21 protein-coding genes and 1 tRNA gene are annotated in these 18,162 nt (G+C 59.7%); 15 read left to right on the top strand and 7 right to left on the bottom strand.

Annotated elements, in window-relative coordinates:
- The 7 genes from EV660_RS14090 to EV660_RS14070 all read left to right on the top strand — a co-directional run bounded on the left by EV660_RS14090 (position 1) and on the right by EV660_RS14070 (position 4,233).
- Positions 1 to 1,068, top strand: a complete 1,068-nt coding sequence (locus EV660_RS14090; protein ID WP_071479496.1) for a phage portal protein — start codon at positions 1 to 3, stop codon at positions 1,066 to 1,068.
- A 439-nt stretch (positions 1,069 to 1,507) separates the two neighbouring features.
- Positions 1,508 to 1,735 carry a hypothetical protein gene (locus EV660_RS18660; RefSeq protein ID WP_100319038.1) on the top strand — a complete coding sequence of 76 codons (228 nt, stop codon included), beginning with the start codon at positions 1,508 to 1,510 and terminating at the stop codon, positions 1,733 to 1,735.
- Positions 1,735 to 1,956 carry a hypothetical protein gene (locus EV660_RS14080; protein WP_071479498.1) on the top strand — a complete coding sequence of 74 codons (222 nt, stop codon included), beginning with the start codon at positions 1,735 to 1,737 and terminating at the stop codon, positions 1,954 to 1,956. Before EV660_RS18660 ends, EV660_RS14080 begins: the two co-directional genes overlap by 1 nt.
- Before the next feature lie 57 nt (positions 1,957 to 2,013).
- Positions 2,014 to 2,730 (top strand): hypothetical protein, encoded by a 717-nt coding sequence (locus EV660_RS14075; protein WP_071479499.1) that lies wholly within the window; start codon positions 2,014 to 2,016, stop codon positions 2,728 to 2,730.
- Positions 2,727 to 2,894 carry a hypothetical protein gene (locus EV660_RS18655; protein WP_157798872.1) on the top strand — a complete coding sequence of 56 codons (168 nt, stop codon included), beginning with the start codon at positions 2,727 to 2,729 and terminating at the stop codon, positions 2,892 to 2,894. Before EV660_RS14075 ends, EV660_RS18655 begins: the two co-directional genes overlap by 4 nt.
- A complete protein-coding gene (locus EV660_RS18650) occupies positions 2,891 to 3,136 on the top strand; it encodes a hypothetical protein (RefSeq protein WP_071479500.1) in 246 nt (81 codons plus the stop codon). Before EV660_RS18655 ends, EV660_RS18650 begins: the two co-directional genes overlap by 4 nt.
- Entirely contained in the window at positions 3,109 to 4,233 is a 1,125-nt protein-coding gene (locus EV660_RS14070) for a tyrosine-type recombinase/integrase (RefSeq protein WP_157798871.1), read from the top strand. Before EV660_RS18650 ends, EV660_RS14070 begins: the two co-directional genes overlap by 28 nt.
- A gap of 24 nt (positions 4,234 to 4,257) precedes the next feature.
- On the opposite strand, the gene EV660_RS14065 is transcribed toward EV660_RS14070, so the two are convergent.
- The 4 genes from EV660_RS14065 to EV660_RS14050 all read right to left on the bottom strand — a co-directional run bounded on the left by EV660_RS14065 (position 4,258) and on the right by EV660_RS14050 (position 6,521).
- Positions 4,258 to 4,334: transfer RNA gene (locus EV660_RS14065), tRNA-Arg, on the bottom strand.
- A 242-nt stretch (positions 4,335 to 4,576) separates the two neighbouring features.
- Entirely contained in the window at positions 4,577 to 4,864 is a 288-nt protein-coding gene (gene rpmB / locus EV660_RS14060) for a 50S ribosomal protein L28 (protein ID WP_071481852.1), read from the bottom strand.
- A gap of 102 nt (positions 4,865 to 4,966) precedes the next feature.
- Complete coding sequence (meaB, locus tag EV660_RS14055; RefSeq protein ID WP_071481853.1) at positions 4,967 to 5,995, bottom strand: methylmalonyl Co-A mutase-associated GTPase MeaB; 1,029 nt, start codon at positions 5,993 to 5,995, stop codon at positions 4,967 to 4,969.
- Positions 5,996 to 6,065: 70 nt separating this feature from the next.
- Positions 6,066 to 6,521 carry an Lrp/AsnC family transcriptional regulator gene (locus EV660_RS14050; RefSeq protein WP_071479502.1) on the bottom strand — a complete coding sequence of 152 codons (456 nt, stop codon included), beginning with the start codon at positions 6,519 to 6,521 and terminating at the stop codon, positions 6,066 to 6,068.
- Between the two features lie 134 nt (positions 6,522 to 6,655).
- On the opposite strand from EV660_RS14050, the gene hppD reads away from it, so the two are divergent.
- The 5 genes from hppD to EV660_RS14025 all read left to right on the top strand — a co-directional run bounded on the left by hppD (position 6,656) and on the right by EV660_RS14025 (position 11,043).
- On the top strand, positions 6,656 to 7,747 hold the full coding sequence (hppD, locus tag EV660_RS14045) for a 4-hydroxyphenylpyruvate dioxygenase (RefSeq protein WP_071481854.1): 1,092 nt from the start codon (positions 6,656 to 6,658) through the stop codon (positions 7,745 to 7,747).
- A gap of 143 nt (positions 7,748 to 7,890) precedes the next feature.
- Positions 7,891 to 8,685 carry a 2-(1,2-epoxy-1,2-dihydrophenyl)acetyl-CoA isomerase PaaG gene (gene paaG / locus EV660_RS14040; RefSeq protein ID WP_071479503.1) on the top strand — a complete coding sequence of 265 codons (795 nt, stop codon included), beginning with the start codon at positions 7,891 to 7,893 and terminating at the stop codon, positions 8,683 to 8,685.
- A 14-nt stretch (positions 8,686 to 8,699) separates the two neighbouring features.
- Positions 8,700 to 9,128 carry a hydroxyphenylacetyl-CoA thioesterase PaaI gene (paaI, locus tag EV660_RS14035; protein WP_198510677.1) on the top strand — a complete coding sequence of 143 codons (429 nt, stop codon included), beginning with the start codon at positions 8,700 to 8,702 and terminating at the stop codon, positions 9,126 to 9,128.
- A gap of 3 nt (positions 9,129 to 9,131) precedes the next feature.
- Positions 9,132 to 10,445: a phenylacetate--CoA ligase PaaK gene (gene paaK / locus EV660_RS14030; protein WP_071479505.1), complete on the top strand. Its 1,314-nt coding sequence runs from the start codon at positions 9,132 to 9,134 to the stop codon at positions 10,443 to 10,445.
- A 1-nt stretch (position 10,446) separates the two neighbouring features.
- Complete coding sequence (locus EV660_RS14025) at positions 10,447 to 11,043, top strand: TetR/AcrR family transcriptional regulator (RefSeq protein ID WP_071479506.1); 597 nt, start codon at positions 10,447 to 10,449, stop codon at positions 11,041 to 11,043.
- Positions 11,044 to 11,169: 126 nt separating this feature from the next.
- On the opposite strand, the gene rpsO is transcribed toward EV660_RS14025, so the two are convergent.
- Positions 11,170 to 11,439, bottom strand: coding sequence for a 30S ribosomal protein S15 (rpsO, locus tag EV660_RS14020; RefSeq protein WP_071479507.1), 270 nt, complete (start codon positions 11,437 to 11,439; stop codon positions 11,170 to 11,172).
- Between the two features lie 261 nt (positions 11,440 to 11,700).
- Between rpsO and EV660_RS14015 the strand changes: the two genes are divergently transcribed.
- Positions 11,701 to 12,669, top strand: coding sequence for a calcium-binding protein (locus EV660_RS14015; RefSeq protein WP_071479508.1), 969 nt, complete (start codon positions 11,701 to 11,703; stop codon positions 12,667 to 12,669).
- 7 nt (positions 12,670 to 12,676) lie between these two features.
- On the opposite strand, the gene EV660_RS14010 is transcribed toward EV660_RS14015, so the two are convergent.
- Complete coding sequence (locus tag EV660_RS14010) at positions 12,677 to 13,105, bottom strand: FKBP-type peptidyl-prolyl cis-trans isomerase (protein ID WP_071479509.1); 429 nt, start codon at positions 13,103 to 13,105, stop codon at positions 12,677 to 12,679.
- A 182-nt stretch (positions 13,106 to 13,287) separates the two neighbouring features.
- On the opposite strand from EV660_RS14010, the gene trmB reads away from it, so the two are divergent.
- Complete coding sequence (gene trmB, locus EV660_RS14005) at positions 13,288 to 14,013, top strand: tRNA (guanine(46)-N(7))-methyltransferase TrmB (protein ID WP_084635053.1); 726 nt, start codon at positions 13,288 to 13,290, stop codon at positions 14,011 to 14,013.
- Between the two features lie 84 nt (positions 14,014 to 14,097).
- Positions 14,098 to 17,415, top strand: a complete 3,318-nt coding sequence (locus tag EV660_RS14000) for an error-prone DNA polymerase (protein ID WP_071479511.1) — start codon at positions 14,098 to 14,100, stop codon at positions 17,413 to 17,415.
- 49 nt (positions 17,416 to 17,464) lie between these two features.
- On the opposite strand, the gene EV660_RS13995 is transcribed toward EV660_RS14000, so the two are convergent.
- Entirely contained in the window at positions 17,465 to 18,025 is a 561-nt protein-coding gene (locus EV660_RS13995) for an NYN domain-containing protein (RefSeq protein WP_071479512.1), read from the bottom strand.
- Positions 18,026 to 18,162: the final 137 nt, after the last annotated feature.

Below are 18,162 nucleotides of genomic sequence, written 5' to 3'. Positions count from 1 at the left end.
ATGGGCATTCTCGACCGCTTCCGGCGCAAGCCCCCCGAAACCCGATCGAGTGGCGCAGGCTATACCGCACAGGTCATTCAGGCGCGGAATGCCTTCATTTCCGGCGCGTCAGGTATGGCCGAACTGACAGCCACAGTGCAGTCATGTGTCAGCATGTGGGAATCGGCCTTTGCGATGGCCGATTGCAGCGTGCAGGATCTTCTGACCCGGCGCCACATGGCCCTCATTGGTAGATCTATGGCCCTGCGCGGGGAAATCATTTTCCTGATCGAGGGCGACCACCTGACCCCGGCTTTTGACTGGGACGTGACCACACGAGGCAGCACCCCGCGCGCCTATCGGCTGGGCATCCCGGAAACGGGCGGCGGGCGATCTGTCACGGCTTTGCCCGGTGAAGTGATCCACCTGCGCAGCGGGGCCGATCTGACAGCGCCGTGGGCAGGCACCATCCCCTTGCGGCGATCGAGCCTGACCGGCGATCTGCTGCACACGCTGGAAAGTGCCCTGCGCGATGTGTATCAGACCGCCCCGCTGGGAAGTCAGGTTCTGCCCGTGCCAGAGGGCAGCGCCGGAGATATGCAAGAGCTGCGCGCCAGCTTCCGGGGCCGCCGTGGCTCAACCATGGTGATCGAGGGCACGGCGCAGGCCATAGCCGCAGGCATGAACCCGCAGCTTGGCCAGAAGCGCGAAGACCTGACCCCCGATCTGCAACGCGCCATGACGCGCGAAACCCTCGATCAGGCCCGCGCTGCAATCCTGATGGCCTATGGCGTGATTCCGGCGATGGTGAACCCCAGCGCAACCGGCCCGGTGATCAGGGAAGCACAGCGCCACCTTGCGCAATGGACCATCCAGCCGCTGGCCGAGCTGCTGGCCGAGGAATGCAGCGCCAAGCTGGGCGCAGCCGTCACGATCGATTGCATGCGGCCCCTGCAAGCCTTCGACACAGGCGGCAAGGCCCGCGCTTTGGGCGCGATCATCAAGGCGCTGGCCGAGGCCAAGGAACAGGGCATAGACCCCGCGCAGGCGCTGGCGCTGGTGGACTGGAAAGGCACAAGCACGGAGTAGGGTGGCACCCTGGGCGCACTCGCAGGCCCTATCGCCCGGTATACTCGGAGAGTCACGATAGAACCCCGAGCAGGCGCGGCCCTTGTGAACCTTCGAGGGCGCGGCGCAGGGTGGCACAGGAGGTAACTGGGGCCACCCGTCACTTTCTCAGACGAACCCCCGGCCCCCCGCCGTTTTCAGCCAGGAACACGACACCAGCGTTTTCCAGGGCGGCGCGCAGGGCGGCCACCGCATCGGCAGAGGCCGCAGGACTTCCAGAGCCTTCCGCCCTTTTTACTGTCATAGATGATACGCCAGCGGCATCCGCAAGCGCCTGCTGAGACCATCCGATAAGAGCGCGTGCAGCCCGCAATTGCGCCAATGAATTTTTATCTTGTTCCAATTTAGAACACCTGCTATGTTCCGATATAGAACAATACCACAACCGGAGAATAGCACAATGACCAATCACACCCCCACACCGGGGAACGCCCCCGGCTTGCCGAAGGCTGCGCCGGTTCATGACAGATTGATTGCTGCGATCAGCATTCTGCAAGCCGTGATGCTGGCGCGCGACAGCGCAACCGATGGCAATTCGCTATGGGGATGCATGCATATGCAGGCCAGCGCTTTGGAGCATGCAATCAACCTGTTGATCGAAATAGCCCCCGATTTGGAGAATATCTAATGTCTGATCACACCCCCACACCCTCGATCTGCACAATTCACACAACTGCCCTGCGGCTGTCTGGCGTCCTTAACGCCGTCGCGTTTCTGGAAAATGCAGGTGAGTGCAAGGAAGGCCAATCCGCATTGATCTTTCTTGCGGAAGAGCTGGGACAAGAATTGGAAAACGCGCTTGATCGCTACAGCACAGAGCACGGCGCAGAATGCACCAGAGGAATTTAAATCCGCATAAAGTGGGAAGTATTGACATTGGGCGCATAGTTCCGTAAAGAGTGGGATATGAGTAAAGATGTGGATCATATCGGCACTTTCACAGGCCCCGAAATTGAGCAGGCGCTATCCCTGCCCGACCGGACTTTTGAAATGTTGAAGCGCGAAGGAAACGCCCTGCCGCAGGTTACACAGCCTGCGCGCGGGCGTCTTGCCAGATATAGTTTTGCGGCCTTGTCGCGCCTGAACCTTGCGCGCAAGCTGGCACCACTGGCCGGTGGCGTGGTTCCTGCCGCGCGCATCGCATCGGCTATCGGCCCGGAGCTTGAGGCCCGCTATGGATCGACGCCGTATGGCTTTGCTCAAATGCAATACGACTTACAGCAGGCGAATATCTGCACTGACACCGCGCGCGGCCCTGATGGTGAATTCTGTCATTATCGACTTGCCGAGCTATTGTGGCGCGCTGGTAAGTTGGATGAAACCAGACCCCGGACCGGCGACTTTATTTTGGTGATCATCGATAGCGATCTGGTCGCCAGCGGCAATTGGGACGGCTTGGGCTATGCGCTTCGCAGTCAGAAAAAGCCATTCCCTGTTCAGCCTATGCTGCGCTTTACCAGGGCAGGCCGCACGATCGAGATCGAGGACATGGAAGCCCCGGAAAAAGAGGCATACTTCTGTGACCGGGTAGAGCGCGCAGACACGATCCTACAAGTGAATGTCGGCCTGTCCCTGCGCCGCGCACTTGTCCATATCATCAAAACGAGGGAGGCCAGCACATGATCTATGCAGGCGACCTTTCCGCTGATCTGGGCTTTGGGCGGAACATGCCCCCGCGCTTCTGGCGCTGGTGCAAGCGATACGGCCTGAGCGCGATCGAGGGTAAACCCTACGCCTTCGAGCGCGAGGACGTGCAGAAGGCACTGGCGAAGGCGGGCAAGGCATGAGCAAGGCAACGCTACCAGACTGGCCCGGATACCTGCGCCGCGCGCGCGCAGCGCAATATCTGGACGTATCTACGACCAAGTTTGACGAGCTGGTGCGCGAGGGCATCATGCCTGCACCGATCACGCGGGCGGGCGTCAAGCTATGGTCGCGGGCGCAGATCGATCTGGTGATGCACGATTGCGACCCGGACGGCGCAGAGGGAGGGCTTGCGTCATGCGACGCCGTATTTCCACAGCTCTGAAGTATCTGAACCAGTCTGGCACCTTCCCGAGTGGAAATCCCCGGTTCTACATGGGGCCGAAGGGATCAAAGCGCGTGGCCATGCCAGACGCGCCGACAGATCATCCCAAGTTCCTGGCAGCATATGCCAAGGCTCTGGCCAGCTTCATGGACCTTGACGGAATCGACCTGCGCTTGCCAGCCCCGAAAGGATCGATCAATGAGGCGATCCGCGACTATCTGCGCAGCGGCAACTGGACGGCACTCAGCGACGGGACACGAGCGCGGCGCAGGCCCGAGCTGGACCGCATCGCAGAGAGCTATGGGCAGGCGGAGCTGCGCACGTTGAGGCCCGAGCATATCCGCGCAGACCTGAAAGGGCTTGATCCGCATCCGCGCAACAACCGGCTGAAAGTCTGGCGCGCGCTGATGGCGCACGCCACAGAGTCGTTCAGCTTACCAGCCAATCCGGCGGCGGCGGTGGCAAAGTCAAAGACCCAAGCGACAGACGGTCATGCGAGCTGGACGCAAGGCGACGTTGACAAGTTCCGCAAGCATTGGCCGATCGACAGCGCCCCGCGACTTGCCTTCGAGCTGATCTATTGGACCGGCGCGCGCATTTCAGACGCGATCAGGCTTGGCGAGGGCAATATAGGCCGCGACGGCATTCTGACATTTCGCCAGGGCAAAACAGGCGGCGACGCCTACGTGCCCATGGCGCGGCACGCATCGCCCCTTGGTGCGCAGCTTGGCGACGATCTCGACCACTTGGCGCACGCGATCCGCAGCCGCCCGGAGCGCCACATCACCTTCATGGTGACGGCGCATGGCACTGTGCGATCCGTCAAGGCCGCGTCGCAGTGGTTTTCCAAGAAGGCCAGAGAGGCCGGGTTAGAGGGCAAGGCGGCTCATGGCCTGCGCAAGCGTCGCACTGAATTGCTGATCGAGGCGGGCGCGACCCCCTATCAGGTGAAGGCGTGGACTGGGCACGAGTCAGACAGCATGATCGCCCTGTATGCGAAGAAATTTGACCGCAAACGAACCCTGACCGGCGCATCGGAAGCGGGCAAAAGTTCCAACTTTGGCGAAAAGTTCCAACAAAAGGGCGAAAAGCTATGACTTTTCAAAGACATGAAAAAGGCTTGGCGATCCCGGGAGGACTCGAACCCCCAACATCCTGATTAGAAGTCAGGTGCTCTATCCAGTTGAGCTACGGGACCACATTGTCACGATAACGCTTCGAAAACTCTCGCGCAAGCGCACGCTCTTGCCTTACCGCCTGTTTATATTCATTTTTTAGCCTGCCAACTGCGGATGCGCACAGTCATGTCGCTTCTGATTTTGTAAGCGCTAGCGTATGGCCCCTCGACAAGGAAAGAAGCACCGAAACATCGTCTGGCAGGGGCATGAACGAAAAAGCCCCCGTCTGCGCGGGAGCTTGTGTTCTTTTCAGGCTAACAGTTCAGACAGCTTGCGCTGCCTTGCCCAATTCGCGCTTGATCTTCAGCGCGTTTGCCGAAAGCTCTTCATCCTTGGCGCGTGCGAGATACGCGTCCAGACCACCACGATGGTCAACCGAGCGCAGCGCAGCCGATGATACCCGCAGCTTGAAGCTGCGGCCCAGTGCTTCGGACTGCAGTGACACGTCTTGAAGGTTGGGCAGGAAGCGGCGACGCGTCTTGTTATTCGCGTGGCTTACATTGTTGCCCGTCATCGGGCCTTTTCCGGTCAGTTCGCAACGGCGCGACATGGGTTTATCCTCGTCTTGAAAGGGCATCCGAAACAATTCATCCCGGGGGCCACAAAGCAAAAGGGCACTGCAACGCAGCGCCTCGAAACTCGTCACGCGCTATTAGGGGGTATCTTGCGCAAGGTCAAGCGATTCCGTTGGGGTTTCGGGCGACATTTCAGGCCATAGCGTCGAAACCAACGAGGCGGCGGCTTTTGTTGGTGTGGTTTGCCCGGTTTCAACTTCGCGTAACTTGTGGCTGGTCAGCTTTTGGGCCGAGGGGGTTTCCAACCGCGCCAGCAAGGTCTGGCGGATTTCCTCATGGAACCAATGCCGGGCCTGCGCTGCGCGCCGCCCTTGCCAATGGCTTGTTTCGCGGCGCCATGTGACAAGATCGCTGATATCCGACCATGCCTTGTCTAGACCGGATTGTTCCAGCGCAGACACTGTCATCGCCTTGGGAAAGCCGTCAGGGTCTTGTGGGCGGCGGCGCAACAGCCGCAGCGCACCCGCATAATCTGCGCAGGTTCTGGTCGCTGTCGCTTTCAGGTCGCCATCGGCTTTGTTGACGATGATGATATCGGCGACTTCCATGATACCGCGCTTGACGCCCTGCAACTCGTCGCCACCCGCCGGTGCCAGCAACAACAGAAAGACATCTGACAGTTCCGCAACAACAGTTTCGGATTGGCCGACACCCACTGTTTCGATCAACACGACATCAAAGCCTGCCGCTTCGCACAGGGCGACGGCTTCGCGCGTCCGGCGTGCGACACCGCCCAGATGTGTCTGGCTGGGGCTGGGGCGGATAAAGGCTTTCGGGTGGCGCGAGAGGTGCTCCATACGGGTCTTGTCGCCAAGAATTGACCCACCGGTTCGCGCGCTCGAAGGGTCAACTGCCAGAACGGCCACACGCAGCCCCTGTTCGGCCAACATCAGCCCAAAGCTTTCGATAAAAGTGGATTTGCCGACGCCGGGCGTACCTGACAGGCCGATTCGGATCGCTTCGCGCCCGGACCCTGCCAGCCGTTCCAGCAGGTCGCCTGCCTGTGTGCGATGTTCGCCTCGGGTGCTTTCGACCAGCGTGATCGCGCGGGCCAATGCGCGGCGGTTGCCGGACAGCACCCCCTCTGCCAAGGCTGAATTATCCATGCGGCCCCTCATAAATTGACTGCCCTGTTTGGCCATTTTGGGGGACGAATGTCCAGCCCTACGGGGCCAATCAGACGGGCAGGGCTGCGGCTTGTTTCAATTGCTCCATGACGATCTGGCTTTGCACGCGCGCCACGGCAGGGTGTGGCAAAAGCTGGTCGTGGATCAGCGTGTTCAGTGCTGACAGGTCCGCGCACCACACTCGCAGCAGATAATCGGCCTCTCCTGTCAGGGTCCAAGCGTTGACGATCTGCGGTATTGCGCCAAGCAAGTGCTTGAAGCTTCTGGCGCCGTCGGGTGTATGCGTGCCCATCTGAACCTGAACAAAGGCCTGCACCCCAAGGCCGATCTGGGCAGGGTCCAGTCGGGCCCGGTAGCTGGTAATCGTGCCCTGTGCTTCCAGCTTTTGGCGTCTGCGTGCTGCCTGGCTGGGCGAAAGGTGCACGCGCGTGCCCAGCACCTCAGAGGTCATCATGGCGTTTTCCTGCAATGCTGCAAGGATTTCCCGGTCTTTATTGTCTATCATGCGTATTCTCCGCGTATATTTGTCGGATTTCGTCAAAATATAGCATAACTTTGGTGTTCAGACACAACTTTGCGCAGAATGCGCATTTGAGCCGGGATAATATGCGGCAAAGAGTCATCATAGAGGAGGTCATCATGGGCCCATTCCCGCACGCCGCCCCCCGCGCCAGCATCAGTAAAGAAAACCCTGCCGGTACAGATGGGTTTGAGTTTGTCGAATTCGCGCATCCAGACCCCGAAACCCTGCGCGCGCAGTTCCGTGCAATGGGCTATACCCGCACGGCCCGCCATAGGCGTCAGGATATCGAGCTTTGGCAGCAGGGCGACATTACCTATGTGCTGAACAATGACACAGGCAGCCACGCGATGGAATTTGCGTCCGAGCATGGGCCATGTGCCGCGTCCATGGGTTGGCGCGTGGTGGATGCGCAGCACGCTTTCGATCATGCGGTTGCGCTTGGGGCCAAGCCATATACCGGGGCCGGCAAGGCGCTGGATGTCCCTGCAATCATCGGCATTGGTGGTTCGTTGATCTATTTCATCGAAGATTACGGCGATGCGCATCCCTACAAAGAATTTGACTGGCTATGCGCCCCCAAACCGCAAGGGGTCGGGTTCTATTACCTGGATCACCTGACGCATAATGTGTTCAAAGGGAATATGGACACCTGGTTCGAGTTCTACAGTCGTCTGTTTAATTTCCGCGAGATTCGCTTCTTTGACATCGCAGGCAAATTCACGGGTCTGTTCAGTCGCGCGCTGACCTCTCCTTGTGGGCGGATCAGGATTCCGATCAACGAAGATCGTGGCGAAACCGGGCAGATTGTCGAATATCTCAAGCGCTACAAGGGCGAGGGGATTCAGCATATCGCTGTGGGCACCGAAGATATTTATGCGGCGACCGATGCAATCGCCGAGCGTGGAATCAAATTCATGCCCAAGCCCCCGATGACCTATTACGACATGAGCCATGAGCGTGTGGCAGGCCATAGTGAACCTGTCGAAAAGATGTCCAAGCATGGCATATTGATTGATGGTGAAGGTGTTGTCGACGGCGCAGAGACGAAAATTCTGTTGCAGATTTTCTCGAAAACCATGGTGGGGCCGATCTTCTTTGAATTCATCCAGCGCAAGGGTGACGATGGCTTTGGCGAGGGGAATTTCAAGGCGCTGTTTGAATCGATCGAGGCAGACCAGATCGCGCGCGGGGTTTTGAAAGCGGGTTGATCTGCGCAGGCAGGCCGCCCCGCCCGCCCACCCTGCGGCTGCCTGCGCAGGGTGGGATTTTGGGGGCATCTGTGCGATAAACAGAATTGACCGATCGGTCGGTTTATGCAAGTCTCTCTTTCGATCTGGGAGGAGAGACTGTCATGACATCACCTGCGACGGTGATCGCACACCTGCAAGGCGGGGTTCTGGAGCTGACCCTGAACCGCCCTGAAAAGCTGAATTCCTTCAATGCTGACATGCACCATGCGCTGCGCGCGGGCCTCGACCGCGCAGCGCAGGACAGCGCCGTGCGCGCGGTCTTGCTGACAGGTTCTGGGCGTGCGTTCAGTGCGGGGCAGGATCTGGGGGATCGCGACCCACGCAAGGGCGGGCCAAAGCCTGATCTGGGCCAGACCATTGGTGACTTCTATGCGCCGCTTATCCGCACTATCCGGGCCTTGGACAAACCCGTGATTGCTGCAGTTAACGGCGTGGCAGCGGGGGCAGGTGCCAATATTGCGCTGGCTTGCGACATTGTGCTGGCCGCACAATCGGCGCGGTTCATTCAGGCCTTTGCCAAGCTGGGGCTGGTGCCCGATGCGGGCGGAAGCTGGGCGCTGACGCGGCTATTGGGCGAGGCACGCGCCAAGGCGCTTGCCCTGACCGCAGAGCCGCTATCCGCGCAGCAGGCTGCCGATTGGGGGCTGATCTGGAAAGCGCTGCCCGATGAGGCGTTAATGGATGAAGCGCGCGCCTTGGCGCAGCGTATGGCCGAGGGGCCGACCTTTGGCTTTGGGCTGACAAAGCAGGCGATCCATGCAGCCAGCGTCAACAGTCTGGATGACCAGCTTGAACTTGAACAGGATTTCCAGCGCCGCGCAGGATTTTCGGAAGATTATGCCGAAGGTGTCACCGCGTTTCTTGAAAAGCGACAGCCAAGGTTTCAGGGCAAATGACCAATCCAGACACAATGACCCCGCAGGCATTGGCCGAGGCGAGCGCACATTCGATGTGGAAAGAAGACAGCGCGAGCAGGAATCTGGGCATGTCACTGGACCATGTCGCACCGGGAGAGGCGACACTGTCGATGATGATCACCGACCAGATGACCAACGGGCATGGCATGTGCCACGGCGGTTACATCTTTACGCTGGCTGATAGCGCCTTTGCCTTTGCCTGCAATACCTACAACCAACGTGTTGTCGCGCAGCATTGTGCGGTGACGTACCTGAACCCGGTTGAACTGGGCGCAAGACTGACCGCGCAGGCGCGCGAAATCTCGCGCAGGGGGCGGTCGGGGATTTATGATGTGCGCGTACAGGATGCAGCGGGCACAGTCATCGCTGAATTTCGTGGGCATTCGCGTGTCATCAAGGGCACGCATCTGAGGGAGGAATAAGCCATGGAAGACCTGTCCCCGAAACCCGGTGATCTGGAACCGATTGAGACGGCCTCACGCGATGAAATCAGCGCCCTGCAACTGGAACGGCTGAAATGGTCGCTGCGCCACGCTTATGAAGGGTCTGCCTTCTATCGCAAGCGCTTCGACGATCATGGCGTCCACCCGGATGACTTGCACAGCCTGTCCGATCTCTCCAAGTTTCCGTTCACGGTGAAAACCGACCTGCGCGATACCTATCCTTTCGGCATGTTCGCTGTCCCGCGCGAACAGTTGGTGCGGGTGCATGCTTCCTCGGGCACCACGGGGAAACCTACTGTGGTGGGCTATACGCAGCGCGATATTGATACATGGGCCGATCTGGTCGCGCGCTCGATCCGCGCAAGCGGGGGGCGCAAAGGCGATATCGTGCATATTGCCTATGGCTATGGTCTGTTTACGGGTGGTTTGGGCGCGCATTACGGGGCAGAGCGGCTGGGCTGCACGGTTGTGCCGGTCTCGGGCGGGATGACGGAACGGCAGGTCACGCTGATCCATGATTTCAAGCCGCGCATCATCATGGTAACACCGTCCTACATGTTATCCATCCTTGACGGGTTCCAGCGTGCTGGCATTGACCCGCGTGAAAGCTCGCTCGCCGTAGGTATTTTCGGCGCAGAACCGTGGACAAACGCAATGCGCGGCGAGATTGAGCAGGCCTTTGATATGCATGCAGTCGATATTTACGGCCTGTCCGAGGTGATGGGGCCGGGGGTCGCCAATGAATGCGTCGAGACGAAGGACGGGCTGCATCTGTGGGAAGATCATTTCTACCCCGAGATTATCAACCCCGAGACGGGCGAAGTGCTGCCCGATGGCGAAATGGGCGAGCTAGTCTTTACCACGCTGACCAAGGAAGGGTTGCCGATCATCCGCTACCGCACGCGCGATCTGACGCGCTTGCTGCCCGGCACCGCGCGTTCCATGCGCAGGATCGAAAAGATTACCGGGCGTTCTGATGACATGATCATCCTGCGCGGCGTCAATATTTTCCCCACACAAGTGGAAGAACAAATCCTGAAATGCGCTGGGCTTGCCCCGCATTTCCAGATTGAACTGACGCGCACGGGACGGATGGACGATATGACCGTGCATTGCGAGGCAACACTGAACGCGGCGGAAGAGGGCGCGCGGGTGGCCTCGGAGCGGGAATTGTCGCACCATATCAAAAGCACGCTGGGGGTGACGGCCAAAGTAAAGGTGCATATACCCGGTGCCGCACCAAGGTCCGAGGGCAAGGCCAGACGTGTGGTCGATAACCGGCCCAAGGAGGGGTGAAATGGCACGGTCTCGTGCACATGATTTCGAGGTGAAGCAACGCAGTATCTTGCGCAGTGCCGCCGCTGTCTTTGCCGAAGTTGGAATGGACAAGGCCTCAATGTCGCAAATCGCGGCGCGTGCAGATGTATCGAAAGCCTTGCTATATCACTACTATCCCGGCCGTGATGCGCTGATCTTCGATATCCTGCGCACCAATCTGACCGAACTGGATGAGGCTATCGCCGCCGCAGATCAGCCCGATGCCCCGCCAAAACGACGCCTGCGCGCATTGGTTCATGCCGTGCTGGAGCAATACAGGGATTCAGATGATTATCACAATGTTCAGCTGAACGGGACGCAGACATTGCCGCAAGAGCAGCGCGACGAGATCATGGCGATCGAACGACGGATCGTGCGGCGCTTTGCGACGGTGATCCGAGAGGTCAACCCTGACCTCGAGGCCGAGCGCCCGATTCTGATGCCTGTGACTATGTCGATTTTCGGCATGATGAATTGGGTCTACACTTGGTTCAAGGAAGGCGGCCCCGTAAGCCGCGCGGATTATGCGGATCTGGCAACAGATATTCTGCTGGGGGGGATTGAGAAGTTGCGATGATGGGGGCTGCCGCCCCCGGCCGCAAGCGGCCTCCCCCGCGGATATTTGTGCAAGGATGAAATCTGGACGAAGAATGCAAAACGCCCGCCGGAGGGCGGGCGCAAGCGTCGGTCAAAGGGGTATGCCTTAGCGGCGAATGCCCAGTTTTCCGATGAGGTCACGGTAGCGTGCCTCGTCCTTGCTGCGCACATAATCCAGCAGTTTGCGGCGGGTTGCCACGAGTTTCAGAAGCCCACGGCGGGAGTGGTTGTCCTTTTTATGGGTCTTGAAATGCTCGGTCAGGTTGGAGATGCGCTTGGTCAGCACGGCAACCTGAACTTCGGGCGAGCCGGTATCGCCTTCGGCACGTGCGAATTCTGCGATCAGGCGGTTCTTGTCTTCTACAGTAATCGACATCGGGTTCTCCTTGGTTTGAAGGTGAAGGCGCAGGCCGGGATGTCGTCCAGCAAGGCCGATGGAGTCACGCCTGTCGGCGCGAGGGTCAGATAGACCAGAAAGATGCGTTTGAAAAGCCCCGAAGTCTTCAAGCGCTGTTAACCAGGCTTGCAGTTTTGCGGGCGTTGGCGCGCGAAACTGCTTCGTTGGTCTGTTTGGTCAGGGTATAATCCAGCTTGGGGATTGGTGACTGGAACTGCGTGTTTGTGAAGGTTGGGTGCGATGTGGATGTTTTTTGGCTTGCTGGCCGCGGTTGCGGCGGCCTCTTTTTCTGATGTTTTCGTGGGCTCGGGTGGCGATGAAGATGAAGAGAAGGAGCCCGAGACAGATGTGAAATCCTTCAGGGAAGAGGCACCGTCTACCCCGGATTTCGGGCTTTCTGACACGATAACCCTTACAGAGCAGGCACCGCCCCCTTGGTCCCAGCCTGACCATGAAACGGATATGGGATTGTTCGATGACCTTCACGAGCGCATTCACAGCAGCGACCTGTATCCACCTGCGCTGCCGCCAGAACCGGTTTTTCTGGAAGGCGGCGACGGGGATGACCGTTTGAGGGGGGCTGTCGCCGATGACACGCTTTCGGGCGGTGGGGGAAATGATGTTCTGATTGGTGCGGGCGGGAACAATTTGCTGCGGGTCGAGAGCGGCGACAACCATCTGATCGGGGGTGAGGGCGATGACACCCTGATTGGAGGAACAGGCAATGACACATTGGAAGGCGGATGGGGGGATGACCTGCTTTTTGCAGGGGGCGGCGATAATGTCCTGATAGGCGGTGCCGGGGACGATACGTTAGTGGGGGCGGTTCTGGACGATACAGGGCATGATCGCAGTGGCGAGAATTTCCTCAATGGTGGCGCGGGCGATGACCTTCTGATCGCAGGGCAGGGCGATACGCTGAATGGTGGTGAAGGAGACGATACTTTCGCGCTGGGCGACTGGCTGGCCGGACGGGCGCCCGCTACCATCGTCGATTACAGCCCTGATCAGGACCAGATCGTGTTGCACTATGACCCGGAGCGACTGTCACAGCCGGATGTAAGTGTGACATTCAGCCCCGAGCGGCCTGATATGGCGGATATTCGTCTGAATGGCCTGATTGTCGCGCATGTCACAAACGCATCCGGTTTGACAGCGGATGCGATTGCGATTGTTTCGGGCCATCCCGCGGCGATGGCCGCGCAGTGATGCGACTTCAGCTAACCGAGACGACTTCGACTGCGAAGGTCAGATCTTTGCCTGCCAATGGATGATTCGCATCCAGAGTGACGCTTTGTTCTGTCACTTCGGCCACAACGACCGGGATCGCGCCGCCTTCGGGCGTTTGCATTTGCAGCATTGTGCCGGGGTCCAGCGGAATATTGTCCGGGATCTGGTCGCGTGGTACATCCTGACGCGCCTGGGGCTGATACGCGCCATAGGCTTCTGCACTTGGAATGGTGACGGTTTTCTGTTCGCCGACACTCATGCCATTGATCGCGCGGTCCAGACCGGGAATGATCGAGCCTGATCCAAGTTGAAATTCCAGCGGATCGCGCCCTTCGGAACTGTCGAAGACTGAGCCGTCCTCAAGCGTGCCTGTGTAATGAATACGTACTGTATTGCCGGCTGTCGCCTGCGTCATGAGATATCCTTTCAGGAATGTGTGGGTGAATTGTCAGAGGCGCGCAAGCTCGCACGGTGGCTCTGTAGCAGTGACATAAGCATGCCAAGTCATGGCAGGGTTGTAAACCCGAACCGCCGCACATGGTCTTGACGGGGGCATTCATGGCCTGCATACCCGCGCGCGCAACGTGGAGTGCCGCAATGACTGCCCCAGATACCCCCCCCGAGAAGCGTAATTTCTATGGCCGGATCAAGGGTAAATCCCTGCGGCCCGCGCAAAAACGTTACCTGGATGAAGACCTGCACGCCTTGCGCCCGGTTGGCGTCAGCCATGAAGACAACCCAGAGCGTGCGGCCGTAGCCCCACAAAGCTTCTTTGGGGATGCCCGCCCGCTTTGGCTGGAAGTGGGCTTTGGCGGGGGCGAACATCTGGTGCACCAGTGCAGCTTGAACCCCGATATCGGCCTGATCGGCTGCGAACCCTATATCAACGGTGTTGCCATGCTGCTGGGCAAGATTCGCGGTGCGAATGTCGAGAATCTGCGCATTTACCCTTGGGATGTGCGCGATCTGTTCGATGTCTTGCCTGACAGCTGCTTGCAGCGGGCTTTTTTGTTGTATCCAGACCCATGGCCCAAGGCGCGTCACCATCGCCGCCGTTTTGTCACGCCGGACTATCTGGACCCGCTGGCGCGGGTGTTGCAGCCCGGCGCGATCTTTCGCGTGGCAACAGATATTCCCGATTATGTGCGCCAGACACTTGAGGAAGTGCCGCCTGCCGGGTTTGACTGCCTGACGCCAGAGCCCGCGGATTGGCAAACCCCTTGGGATGACTGGATTTCGACCCGCTATGAGCAAAAGGCCCTGCGCGAAGGCCGCAGCCCGCATTACCTGACCTTTCGGCGCAACACAGCGCCTGCGCGCTGATTTATCTGCGACTGCGGACAACAGGGCTTGCCCGAATCGGCGCGGAACAAATATAGAACATTTGATCTGTGAAGAGGGGCAAGCATGTCTGACGCGGACCTGTCCGGTTATGCCGAACTCTGCGTAACGTCGAATTTTACCTTTCTGACAGGGGCATCGCACCCCGAAGAACTGGTTGCCCGCGCGGCAGAGCTTGGGCTTTGTGCCATTGCGATTACGGATCGCAATTCGCTGGCCGGTGTCGTGCGGGCGCATGTGGCCCTGCGCGAGTTGGGCCGCGCGCGCGACGAGGCCTTGTCCATCCGCTCGCACCGGCAGACGGATACATCCAGCCGCCAGACCGAGACGGGCGCTGCCCTGTCTGTGCCAAGTGGTCCTTTGCCGCGCCTGATTGTTGGCGCGCGGCTGGTCTTGCGCGATAGTGCTGTCGAATGGCTGGCGCTGCCTGTGTGTCGCGCGGGATATGCCCGCCTGTCCCGACTTCTCAGCCTTGGCAAGCGGCGCGCGCCCAAGGGCGAATGCCATCTGGATCATACCGACCTGCTGGATATGGCTTGCGACATAATCCTGATTGCCTTGCCCCTTGAGGGGCGCGATGCGCAAGCTGAGGGACAAATTCGCCAGATCGCAGCGCGGTTTCCCGGAAACTGTTATCTTGGGACCAGTCCCGGTTATGACGGGCGTGACCCTGAACGCCTTGCCATGCGGGCGCATCAGGCGGCGGTGCTGGCCATGCCGATGGTGGCCTTGGGAAATGTGCATATGCACAGCGCGCGGCGGCGCAAACTGGCCGATGTTCTGACATGTCTGCGGATTGGGTGCGATATTGACAGTCTTGGTGCGCGGGCGCTGGCCAATGCCGAGTCGCGCCTGAAATCCGGGGCTGAGATGGCGCGTATTTTTGCGGCTTATCCCGCAGCCCTGCGCCGCACAGTGGAAATTGCAGATCGCTGTGCCTTCAGTCTGGATGAATTGTCGTATGAATACCCTGATGAGGTCACCAATGGCGAACCGGCACAAGCGCGGTTGGAGCGGTTGGTGCAGGACGGTCTTTGGCGACGGTTTCCGACAGGGGCGCCGCCCGATACGGCCGCAAAGGTGGCCAAGGAATTGCGCATTATCGCAGCCCTTGGTTTTGCGTCCTATTTCCTGACTGTGCATGATATCGTCGCCTTTGCGCGTGGGCGTGGCATTCTGTGTCAGGGGCGCGGGTCGGCGGCTAATTCGGTGATTTGCTATGTGCTGGGCATTACCGAAGTGCCCCCGGACACGATTTCCATGGTGTTCGAGCGGTTCATGTCCGAAGCGCGCGGCGAGCCGCCCGATATTGATGTCGATTTTGAACATGAGCGCCGCGAGGAAGTGATTCAACACATTTACGAGCGTTACGGGCGTGACCGTGCAGGGCTGACCGCCACGGTGATCCATTTCCGGTCGCGCGCCGCTGTGCGCGAGGTGGGCAAGGTCATGGGCCTGTCGGCTGATGTGGTGTCGGCGCTGGCGTCATCATCCATGGGCTGGCGCTCTGGCCCGCCTGCGCCAGAGCGGTTGCGCGAACTTGGGCTGGATGCGTCAGAACCGCGCCTTGCCCAGACGATGGAACTGATCGCCGAAATCATCGGCTTTCCGCGTCATTTGTCCCAGCATGTCGGCGGGTTTGTCATTACCAAAGGGCGGCTGGATGAATTATGCCCGATCGAGAATGCCGCGATGGAGGGGCGCACCGTCATCGAATGGGACAAGGATGATATCAACGCACTTGGCATCCTGAAGGTCGATGTGCTGAGCCTTGGCATGTTGACCTGCATCCGCAAATGCTTCGATCTGATCGCCCATCACGGCGGGTCGCGCTACACGCTGGAAAACCTGCCACGCGAGGACAGCGCCACTTATGACATGCTGTGCCGCGCCGATGCGATTGGCGTGTTTCAGGTGGAGAGCCGCGCGCAGATGAATTTCCTGCCGCGCATGCGCCCGCGTTGTATGTATGATCTGGTGATCGAGGTGGCGATTGTTCGCCCCGGCCCCATTCAGGGCGGTATGGTGCACCCTTATATCCGTCGCCGTCAGGGAAAAGAGGCGGTGCATCTGCCCTCGCCCGAGTTGCGCGGCGTGCTGGAGCGCACGTTGGGCGTGCCGCTGTTTCAGGAGCAGGCCATGCAGATTGCCGTGGTCGCGGCCGGTTTCACCCCCGAGGAAGCCGACAGGCTGCGCCGGTCGCTGGCCACCTTCAAGCGTATGGGGACGATTGGCAGTTTTCGGGACCGCTTCCTTGCCGGGATGCTGGAACGCGGCTATGCGCCCGACTTCGCCGAAGCCTGTTTCGCCCAGATCGAAGGCTTTGGCGAATATGGTTTTCCTGAAAGCCACGCTGCCAGCTTCGCGCTGCTGGTCTATGCTTCCGCCTGGTTGAAGCGCCATCACCCTGCGGCCTTTGCCTGTGCGCTTTTGAATTCGCAGCCGATGGGGTTCTATGCCCCCGCCCAGATCGTGCGCGATGCCCGCGAACACGGGGTAGAAGTGCGGCCCGTCTCGGTGAACCATTCGCACTGGGATTGCACGTTGGAGCCACGCGCCGATGGTCGCCTTGCGCTGCGTCTTGGGTTTCGGCAAGTGCGCGGGGTGGGGCAGGGCGATGCAGAGTGGATCGTGGCCGCGCGCGGCAATGGCTATCCCGACGCAGAAAGCTTGTGGCGACGCGCCGGGGTGTCCCCCGCCGCGCTGACCCGATTGGCCGAAGCGGATGCGCTGGCCTGTATGGGGCTGGCCCGGCGCGACGCACTTTGGGCGGTGCGCGCGCTCAAGGCCCCCCGCCCCTTGCCATTGTTCGAGGCTGGGATGGACGGCGAGGGAATTGTTGAAGCCCCTGTCACCCTACCCGCGCTGAGTCTGGGAGAAGCCGTGGTCGAGGATTACCTGTCGCTGCGGCTGTCCTTGCGCGCCCATCCGATGGAATTGTTGCGCCCCGGTCTGCCGGGCCTGACGGCGCATGACCAATTGCCACAGGCGCGCGGGCGGGTTTCTGTCTGCGGGCTGGTGATCACGCGCCAGCGCCCCGGCACGGCCTCGGGCGTAATCTTTCTGACGCTTGAAGATGAAACCGGGGTCAGCAATGTGGTGGTCTGGCCAAAAATCTATGAACAGTATCGGCGCGCGGTTATTGGCGGACGATTGCTGCGGGTCGTTGGTCGCGTGCAGCGCGAGGGGGCTGTTATCCATGTGATCGCAGAGCGGGTCGAGGATTGCTCAGACCTGTTGGGCGAGATGGGGCGCGGGGTGATCGACCCGACATTGGGACGCGGCGACGAGGCGCGCCGCCCCGTGCCGACCCGCCAGCCGCGCTCTGTGCGTCATCCGCGCGAACAGGCCAAGCAACTGTTTCCCAGCCGTGATTTTCACTGATGAACAATGCAGTATCTGGGGCAGGTTGCGCATATTTGCGTGTAATGTTTCAGGTCAGGTCAAGCTGCAAACTACCGTTGAGAAAACGGCCTTGAACCAGATAGCCCGGCTCGGTCACTTGCGGGAATTGTTCGGCCCAGTCACGGAACCTGTCATTCGTGACAATGCGTGCGTTATGCGCCTCGGCAAATTCCAGAATCACGCCATCCGCAGGCTCGCCCTTGTTTACGACCAGCACAAGGTCGGGCGATAGGCCTAGTTTGCGCGCAAGGTCCCTGTGGTTATGGTAGCGACCATCCAGCTTGTAGCCGGCATTGGCATCAAACACGACGCCGGGCCGATAACCTTGTTGTTTAAGATGCGACACCACTTCGCGCACCGGCTCCAGACTGGGTTGTCCATTGACCCAATGCATCACGTTTGATCCATCCAGCAGGATATAGGGGGCTGAGGTCTTGCTGTCCCGGCGCCAGAGCGCCCGGACAATCAGGATCAGCGCCGCAACACCGCTTACCAATCCAAGTAGCCCCAGATCGCTATAGCCGGGCAGGTTTTGCGCAAGAAAATAGCCAAAGGCTGACAGACCCAGCAAAACGAGTGGTACGCGCATTCACACCTCATCAATCAAGTGAAATAAAATTGCTGCCTAAGCTGAATTCAACACATCTTCAGATTGTAGACTCTGTTTTTGGCAAGACTATGGCCGCCTGATACAAGATAGCGCATGACAGCTTTGAAGCCGTTGCG

It is taken from the genome of Roseinatronobacter bogoriensis DSM 18756 (genome assembly GCF_004366635.1).
Lineage (GTDB): Bacteria > Pseudomonadota > Alphaproteobacteria > Rhodobacterales > Rhodobacteraceae > Roseinatronobacter > Roseinatronobacter bogoriensis.
This window is presented reverse-complemented; position numbering and strand designations above follow the sequence as displayed.